Origin of the sequence: Kerstersia similis (assembly GCF_965139615.1) — a bacterium.
GTDB lineage: Bacteria > Pseudomonadota > Gammaproteobacteria > Burkholderiales > Burkholderiaceae_B > Kerstersia > Kerstersia similis.
On sequence record NZ_CBCSIQ010000052.1, the window covers coordinates 1 to 1,343 of the forward strand.

The window sequence follows — 1,343 nt, forward strand, 5'->3', positions numbered from 1 at the left end:
GGGAGTGTCAGCAATTCCGTGTTCAAGGCGGATTGAACATCAGGCGGAAGGCCGGATGAATCGTTCTTCGTAAAGGATAGCGAATTGGTTCATGGCTGTCTTCCAATCATGGCCAGTGCGGCTCCATTTGGCCGTGATATTGCGTAGCGCCAGCCAGATCAGTTTGGTGGCAGCTTCGTCGCTCGGGAAGTGGCCACGAGTCTTGATGATCTTGCGCAATTGCGCGTTGACGTTCTCAATGGCGTTGGTCGTGTAGATGACCTTGCGAACCGCTGGCGGGAAGGCAAAGAAAGGAATGACGCGATCCCAGGCATGACGCCAGGCGGCAGTGACCGTCGGAAACTTCTGTCCCCAAGGGCCTTGGGCAAAGGCTTCCAGCTCGGCCAAGGCCGCCTCAGCACTGGGCGCGGTATAGATCGGCCGGATGGCTGCGGCCAGCGGCTTACGATCCTTCCAGCCGGCGTAATCGAGGCTGTTGCGGATCAGGTGGACGATGCAGGTTTGCAGTGTTGTGGCCGGAAACACGGCTGCCAGCGCCTCAGGCATGCCCTTGAGTCCATCGGTGACGGCGATCAGGATGTCATGCACACCACGGGTCTTCAGGTCGTTGAAGATTCGCATCCAGAACTTGGCGCCTTCGGTATTCTCAATCCACAGCCCCAGGATGTCGCGAGTTCCATCGGGCATGACACCCAAGGCCAGGTAGACTGCCTTGTTGCGAACGACCGCATCCTCGCGAATCTTGACCCGCAGGGCGTCGAAGAACACGACCGGATACATGATCTCCAGCGGCCTGGCCTGCCAGGCGGTCACCTCGGCCATGACTTCGTCGGTGACCGAGCTGATGAACTCGGGCGAGACCTCGGTGCCATACTGCTCCAGCAGGAAACCCTGGATCTCGCGCACCGTCATGCCACGGGCGTACATGGCAATGATCTTGTCATCAAAACCCGTGAAACGCCGCTCGTGCTTGGGAATCAGAATAGGCTCGAAACTACCGTCCCGGTCGCGAGGAACCTCGATGCGGATCGGGCCATCCTCGGTCAGCACCGTTTTGGCACCCTTGCCATTGCGTTGGTTGCTGACCGCTGCGGGCTTGGCTGCGCCGGGCGAATAGCCCAGGTGGTGATTAAGTTCACCAGCCAGCGCACGTTCAATTAAGGCCTTCTTCAGGGCCAGCGTCGCGGCATTGATAGCGTCGGCCGTCATCGGGCCGTCACCGAACTGTTCAAGCAGTTCGGCTGGAATAACCGGCAATACCGGCAGTGGGGTCTTTGTCTTGCGAGGCATAATCACTCCTTGAGTGCATGTTATGCCTTAAACACGAAATCTCTGACAGGCCC

General features: G+C 58.7%; 1 protein-coding gene. It reads right to left on the minus strand.

All coding sequences use genetic code 11. The features are described 5' to 3' along the window. Positions 1-39: 39 nt before the first annotated feature. Complete coding sequence (locus tag ACNA1V_RS17365) at positions 40-1,290, minus strand: IS256 family transposase (RefSeq protein ID WP_415834822.1); 1,251 nt, start codon at positions 1,288-1,290, stop codon at positions 40-42. Positions 1,291-1,343 lie beyond the last annotated feature (53 nt).